Below are 6,752 nucleotides of genomic sequence, written 5' to 3'. Positions count from 1 at the left end.
GAAGCACAGCGATGTGTGTAGCTAACCTGTACTAATTGCTCGTTTGGCTTGACCATACAACACCCAAGTGGTTTGTAGCTATCTATAAGAACTTAGTTTTATAGTTAGACAAGCATTATATCGATATCACCTTTATCCTTGGTTCAGTTAGGATAAGTGATACTTAAGTCATTAAGTAAAACAAACAGACTCATATCTAACCCCCTTTGCTGACGACAATAGCACGATGGCACCACCTGATCCCTTCCCGAACTCAGAAGTGAAACATCGTTGCGCCAATGGTAGTGTGGCTCCGGCCATGTGAGAGTAGGTCATCGTCAGCTCTCTATTCTAAGAAGAGTCACCCTTAACCGGGTGGCTCTTTTTTTTATCTTTAATTTAGTCATCATCATGTGACCTACGCAGAAAACGCTATTTAAGGGTGAGCAAGGAATAACGACTGTCTGGAAGACAGTTGTCCGCAGCGCAAGACGGAAGGCTATGCTTGTAAAGGGCTCTTGCGAACCTAAAATTAGTATTAGTTATTAAGAAAATGCTTTGTGAGCTATGAAAACGTTGTGATTAATCGCCTTTTTTATTTCTTGAGCATCGAATGCTTTTTTGTTCTCTGGTAACCTTAACACTTTAGGTAAGCGTGTAATTACCATTTTTTCATCAGCAATAGCATAGTGGCGATAATATTCATTTAGAATTTCATTACAGTCAAACTCTAAGTAAATAATATTTTTAGTATATGTTTTAGCCAAACGAATGATATCTAGAAAAAACTCTTCATTTACTGCATCTTTTGAATGTTCTATATCTTCTAAAGTATACTTTGGTAGACGCCCGATTATTATTTTTTGCCAGATACTACCATTCTCTTTAGTTTCGTGGTAAATATTCAACTCATGCTGTAATTGACTCAGTTGTCCTAAGCTTTCTTCTACATCATCAAATTTATCTTTAATGATAGTTATTATTTCTTTAGAGGTATTCGTCAGTGTATTTACTTCAAAGCTCTTATTCGCTAATGACTCATACATCATATCTAGAAAGTATCTAAAACTGATTAATTTTGCAATCATAATCTCCACGTTATAAGAGTATGTTGCAATGGGCTGTAATTGAAAGTTTTGCATATTATTAATCATCTTATTAAAGATTTTACCCATGTAATAAAATAAATAGTCTCGATCACTCTCATCACTTATAGCGTTTTTTATAATGTGAGTCAGTTTATTCAGTATCAATATTGTGATCTGTTTTTCATATTCATTCATCCGCCTATAGATATCGTATTCAGTATCATCACCATCCTTTTTTAATTCTTTCTTTAATAAAGGTTCGATTTGTGTCTTACATAAATGCTGTGTTTCTTTAATAAATTTGATGATCGTATCTGATACGCCAACATCTAAAGTATATAGTCGACTCATACAATAATTAATATGTTCAATATAGCGTTCCTTATCTATTAGTTGTTTTCTAATAACAACATGAGTTAAGTACACAAACGTATTGTTGCCACTACTATGTTCATATAAAAACCTCTTGATGGAATAAGGATTCTGTCTTGGCTTATCAGCTATACCTATTAAAAACCAATATTTCTCACTTTCGACGACAAAGAATTTTTTATATTTTGCTTCTTTTCTTATGATATTAGGCAAGTTTTTGTATTCTTGAAAGTCGATGTCAGTTGAGTCTCAAGCATGAAAGTTACGTTCTTGAATTTTTTGTTTAATAAAAACTTCTTTGAAGTATGTTTTTATAATGTCAGCATTAAGTTGTCTAATGCCAGGATTTACTATAAAGTCGATATTATCAATCAAAGCTGCCAAATCGTATAAAAAAGCATGTTTTATACTATTACGGTTCTTCTGATCCAAAAAATGATCGCCGATATCAATTCGATTAAGATAGTCAAGCATTGCTTCTGTTTTGTCAGCAAGCTCCATAGCATCATATGAAATAGGTTTGGATTCGATAAACTTTAACATCTGTATTGCAATCGCTTCTAATTCTTTATTACCAATAGCAGTTGTGGATAATACGCTTCTAAGGTTATCTGGGATAATATAAGTAAAATTTGGGCTGATATTTCTTTTTGATAATATTTTTTCGTACACACTTTTACGGCTAGGCTTATCAAGCTGTGGCAAAATATCGGTTATAATGTTTTTCCAATTGCTACTTAATGCTGGATCTATCGATTTTAGTTGATAAATTTGGTATTCTGAAAGTTCATACACATGCATATTACAATTTCCTTTACAGCACTAATGTTGGTATAAATGGTTTTAATATTAGCATCTATTAAATAATTATAATAATATTTTATAAATTAAGGACTAAATCTATGACTACCTCAAAAGTAACCTACCAAGGCGACCTACGCACTACCGCTATTCATCTGCAATCGAACAATGAAATCATCACTGATGCACCAACTGACAATCAGGGCAAGGGCGAGGCGTTTTCACCGACTGATTTGCTAGCGACAAGCCTAGCCAGTTGTATGCTCACCATCATTGGTATCAAGGCGCGTGACATGGATATTGATATTGCAGGTACTACGGCTGATGTGACTAAAATCATGACTGCTGATCCTAGACGGGTCAGTGAAATACATGTTGCTATCACTTTTAATCAACAGCTTGATGAAAAAACGCAAAAAATATTTTATAACACGGCATTGACGTGCCCTGTTGCCAAAAGTATCCATCCTGATATCATGCAAAATGTGACTTTTAATTCTAAAAGCAACTAATTCCAATAATTAGTAACCGCTATAAGGATGACTAACATGGCTTCCAAAACGCTACTAATCGTCGCTCATGCGCCCTCAAAAAATACCGAAAAGTTGGCTAAGGCCGCTTACGATGGCGCTAATCACCCTGATATAGCTATTAAAGTGATATTGAAGTCACCGCAAGATACGCAGCCTGAAGATGTTTTGGCAGCAGATGCTTTATTATTAGGGACTACCGAAAATCTGTCTTATATGGCAGGACTGACCAAAGACTTTTTTGATCGCTGTTATTACGCGGTATTGGAGCATAAACAGGGGCTTCCCTTTGCGCTCTATATTCGAGCGGGGTTCGATGGTACGGGAACTAAACGAGCGATGAAAACTATTGTTACCGGTCTGCGCTGGAATCAAATCCAAGACACACTTATTTTAAAGGGTGATTGGCAAGAGGCGTTTGCTGAGCAAGTAGAAGAGCTGGCGATGACGTTAGCTGCTGGAGTGGAAGCCGGTATTTATTAGGCTAGTTTTTTAAAACGATTATGACAAGATAGTATTATGAACAAAAACAACTTAGGTAATACGGATATTAGTAGCCAAGATAGACTGCCATTTTCACAAGCGTGTGAGAATAATAAACAACCTATCTTAGACGTGCTACAAAAAGAATTACAAGACTCTACTCATGTACTAGAAGTAGGCTCAGGAACCGGTCAACATAGTGTACATTTCGCGCAAAATTTGCCAAACTTGCAATGGCAAACGAGCGATGTCATTGATAACCATCAGGTAATTCAAGCTTGGCATGAGCGTTATCCTGTACCTAATTTACACGCGCCGTTAGCGTTTGATTTGATGACAGATGCCATACCAATCTCGAAAAACAATAACCCTTACGACGCTATTTTTACTGCCAATACTTTGCATATTATTGCTTGGTCTTTGGTTGAGAGACTATTTGAGTTGGCTGGAGAGGTATTACCATTAAAGGGTAAGCTAATAGTGTACGGGCCTTTTAATGAACACGGACATTATACTAGCGCTAGCAATCAACGTTTTGATTTATCGTTAAGACAGCGCGATCCTAATAGTGGCATTCGGCATAAAGAAGATATTCTCGCTTTAGCAAAACAGCATGATTTTACCTTAGACAATGAGTATCAGATGCCAGCAAACAATCAGATATTAGTATTTAAAAAATAACCGCTACCTTATTTGGTGGCGGTTATTTTAATCTAAAAACTTAACCTGTATTACGTAGTCCCGCTGCTAAAGCATTGATACTACGAATTAAGGGATCTTCTACCGCGAGTTTATCTTCTGTCGTTTCTGGTTGTCGCATGCGTTTGAGTAGCTCGATTTGAATATAATTAATCGGATCCAAGTAAGCATTACGCCACTCTAGCGAGGCCGCCAAATCTTGCTGACTGGATAACAGTGACTCTTGATCTAGCAATGAGTTAAGATTTGCGTTGGTCAGTTCATGCTCATCAATGACTGCCTGCATTATTTGCTCGCGTAAGGTTTCATCCTCACATAATTGGCTGTATGCGCGGGCAATACTCATCTCAGACTTGGTAAAGGCCATTTCAATATTGCTGACAAAAGCACTGAAAAATGGCCAGTGTTCATTCATCTCTTGCATTAAACCTTCATCTTTTTTGACACTATCTAGGGCGCTGCCCACGCCATACCAAGCAGGAAGGGTAAAGCGAGCCAGCGACCAGCCAAACACCCAAGGTATAGCCCGAATGGTCGATTTGCTCGGTAATCCTTTTTTGCGATGGGCAGGACGTGAGCCAATATTGAGCAATGAAATCTCTTGTACGGGCGTGGCTTCAGAATAAAATTGATAGAAGCCTTCTGTATTATCAGTAAGTGCCCGATATTGCTTTTCGCCTGCATCTGCCAAACGAGAAAATAATGCTTCATAGCTATCAAGCTGTTTTGGCTGTGCGACAAACCGCGATGAGCTGGCCTTTAAAGCGCCAGTGATTCCCATGGTCAGTTCAAACACCGCCGTGTCTGGATTGGCATATTTGGCGTAAAGTACTTCGCCTTGCTCGGTAAACTTGATTTGTCCGTTTAGTGTGCCAGCAGGCTGGGCAGCAATGGCTTGATGGGTTGAGCCGCCGCCACGACTGACAGAGCCGCCGCGTCCATGAAACAGTCGTGTGCTAATGCCGTATTTGTTGGCAATATTGGTGATGGTTTGCTGGGCGCTATACAGCTGCCAAGCCGAGGTGATAATGCCGCCATCCTTTGAAGAGTCTGAGTAGCCAAGCATGATTTCTTGCAAGTTCCCTGAGTGCTCGAGCAGCTCACGATATAGTGGGTTTTCTAAAATCGTAGGCATGATCTTATCAATGTTTTTAAGATCTTCAATGGTTTCAAATAAAGGTGCAACGGGTAGGGCAGCAAATAAATGACCTTCATTATCGATGCCAGATAAGCCCGCAAAACGCATCAGTAGAAGCACTTCTAACAGTTGACTGGCGTTATTGGTCATGGAGATAACATAGCTACCAAAAGTATCCTCACCAACCAGTTTGCGCAATTTCGCCACAGAGCTCATCAAGTTAAGCTGTTCACGCGTCTGCTCGCTTAAATTATCGCTATAAATAAGTGGTGTGCCAGATTTTTTTAGCAAACGCGTTAGCCATTCTTGACGTTCTAATTCGTTGAGATTTTGATAGTCAGGTAGGTTTGATGCATTAGCGAAGATGTCAGCGATAACCTCACCGTGATAGCCTGAGTCTTGGCGAATATCGAGAGATGCTAAATGAAAGCCGCAAGTTTTTACTAAGCGAATGGTATCAAGCAGTAAACCTTCGCTATGAGCCTGATCATGGGTGCTCACGCTTCGTCGAATAAGTCGTAAGTCATCTAACAAGGCCTGCGGTGTTGAGTAGGCATCTTCTGCGGCTTCATCCTCTGTCCCTTGGCTTTGGATATGTTGATTGGTGGCTTTTATTTTGGCAAGGATGAGGGATAATAGCCTTCTATACGGCTCGTTATCATAATCATCAGGGTTATAATAGAAAACTTTTTGATCGAGCTCACTGTAGTCTTCGATACGAGCATATATGTTTGCGTCAATATCGACAATCGTGTCGCTATGAATAAGCTCACGACGTAATTTTCTAATTAACACTTGATAATGACGCAGTACAGTATCGGCATGCATCAAGACAGCCATCTCCGTGGTCTCATAGGTAACAAATGGGTTGCCATCTCTATCGCCACCAATCCAAGAGCCGAAGCTGACAAAGGCGGGTAGGGGATAATCGGTGAGTTCTGGATAAACCTCGACGATAGCGTCTTTGGTATTGCGATAGACTTTGGGAATGGCGGTAAATAAACTGGCATTAAAATAGTGCAAACCGTTATTTATCTCGTCATAGACCAAAGGTTTGCGCGTACGAACCTCATCTGATGACCAAAGCAGATCAATGGTCTCTGCAGTTTTTTGTTTGGCTTGCTCAAAGGCTAGGCTACCTTCGGGATAGTCAATCATAGCATCCGTATGCTCATATAGCGTTTGCAAGATGTTCATGGTGGTGCGTCTACGTGCTTCAGTAGGATGAGCGGTAAAAACAGGAATAAATTTGAGATGATCGATGAGTTCTTTTATTTGTTCAGGTTCGATATTGCGCTCACGACACTCTAGTAAAGTGCGGCGAAAAGAACCTTCCCAACTTTGATTAGACTCTGCACGCATGGTACGGCGCTGCTCACGCAAATAATTTTCTTCAGTCAAATTTGCGAGAAAAAAGTAAATAGAGAAGGCACGAATGACATTTTTTAAGGTTTGATTGTCTAGTGAGGCAATAAGATCAATAAGCTGCTGTTTTTTCTCTTCATTATACTCGCGGCGTTCCTGAATAAAGCCTTTACGCAAGGTCTCAATAGTATGGACAGTATCTGCTCCAGATTGGCGAGCAATGGCTTCCCCCAAAAATGATCCTAACAATCTAATACGTGCCCGTAATACTTCATTCCTTGCTAACATGACTGTTTT

The 6,752-nt window shown here is 39.4% G+C and carries 6 protein-coding genes and 1 rRNA gene; 4 read left to right on the top strand and 3 right to left on the bottom strand.

What is annotated here, in order from left to right:
- Positions 1 to 208: 208 nt before the first annotated feature.
- Positions 209 to 323: ribosomal RNA gene (gene rrf, locus ACTXGJ_RS11185) — 5S ribosomal RNA — on the top strand.
- Positions 324 to 524: 201 nt separating this feature from the next.
- Here rrf and ACTXGJ_RS11180 read toward each other — a convergent pair.
- Together ACTXGJ_RS11180 and ACTXGJ_RS11175 are read right to left on the bottom strand one after the other, a co-directional pair.
- A complete protein-coding gene (locus ACTXGJ_RS11180) occupies positions 525 to 1,652 on the bottom strand; it encodes a hypothetical protein (RefSeq protein WP_443566001.1) in 1,128 nt (375 codons plus the stop codon).
- A gap of 36 nt (positions 1,653 to 1,688) precedes the next feature.
- The gene (locus tag ACTXGJ_RS11175) at positions 1,689 to 2,240 is read right to left on the bottom strand and encodes a hypothetical protein (RefSeq protein WP_443566000.1); all 552 of its coding nucleotides are present in this window, start codon (positions 2,238 to 2,240) and stop codon (positions 1,689 to 1,691) included.
- 101 nt (positions 2,241 to 2,341) lie between these two features.
- On the opposite strand from ACTXGJ_RS11175, the gene ACTXGJ_RS11170 reads away from it, so the two are divergent.
- From ACTXGJ_RS11170 to ACTXGJ_RS11160, 3 genes are read left to right on the top strand one after another with little or no spacing between them, the layout of a single operon-like run.
- A complete protein-coding gene (locus ACTXGJ_RS11170; protein WP_443565999.1) occupies positions 2,342 to 2,752 on the top strand; it encodes an OsmC family protein in 411 nt (136 codons plus the stop codon).
- A gap of 36 nt (positions 2,753 to 2,788) precedes the next feature.
- The gene (locus tag ACTXGJ_RS11165; protein ID WP_443565998.1) at positions 2,789 to 3,253 is read left to right on the top strand and encodes a flavodoxin family protein; all 465 of its coding nucleotides are present in this window, start codon (positions 2,789 to 2,791) and stop codon (positions 3,251 to 3,253) included.
- Positions 3,254 to 3,289: 36 nt separating this feature from the next.
- Positions 3,290 to 3,934, top strand: a complete 645-nt coding sequence (locus tag ACTXGJ_RS11160; RefSeq protein ID WP_439243817.1) for a DUF938 domain-containing protein — start codon at positions 3,290 to 3,292, stop codon at positions 3,932 to 3,934.
- Between the two features lie 40 nt (positions 3,935 to 3,974).
- On the opposite strand, the gene ppc is transcribed toward ACTXGJ_RS11160, so the two are convergent.
- Positions 3,975 to 6,743, bottom strand: coding sequence for a phosphoenolpyruvate carboxylase (gene ppc, locus ACTXGJ_RS11155; RefSeq protein ID WP_439243814.1), 2,769 nt, complete (start codon positions 6,741 to 6,743; stop codon positions 3,975 to 3,977).
- Between the last annotated feature and the right edge of the window lie 9 nt (positions 6,744 to 6,752).

Origin of the sequence: Psychrobacter sp. 1Y11 (genome assembly GCF_052259045.1) — a bacterium.
GTDB lineage: Bacteria > Pseudomonadota > Gammaproteobacteria > Pseudomonadales > Moraxellaceae > Psychrobacter.
This window is presented reverse-complemented; position numbering and strand designations above follow the sequence as displayed.

Bases quoted from the DNA above. Each gene is read 5' to 3' on its own strand.
- ACTXGJ_RS11175 (WP_443566000.1), bottom strand. From the start codon at position 2,240: ATGCATGTGTATGAACTTTCAGAATACCAAATTTATCAACTAAAATCG.
- ACTXGJ_RS11170 (WP_443565999.1), top strand. From the start codon at position 2,342: ATGACTACCTCAAAAGTAACCTACCAAGGCGACCTACGCACTACCGCT.
- ACTXGJ_RS11165 (WP_443565998.1), top strand. From the start codon at position 2,789: ATGGCTTCCAAAACGCTACTAATCGTCGCTCATGCGCCCTCAAAAAAT.
- ACTXGJ_RS11160 (WP_439243817.1), top strand. From the start codon at position 3,290: ATGAACAAAAACAACTTAGGTAATACGGATATTAGTAGCCAAGATAGA.
- ppc (WP_439243814.1), bottom strand. From the start codon at position 6,743: ATGTTAGCAAGGAATGAAGTATTACGGGCACGTATTAGATTGTTAGGA.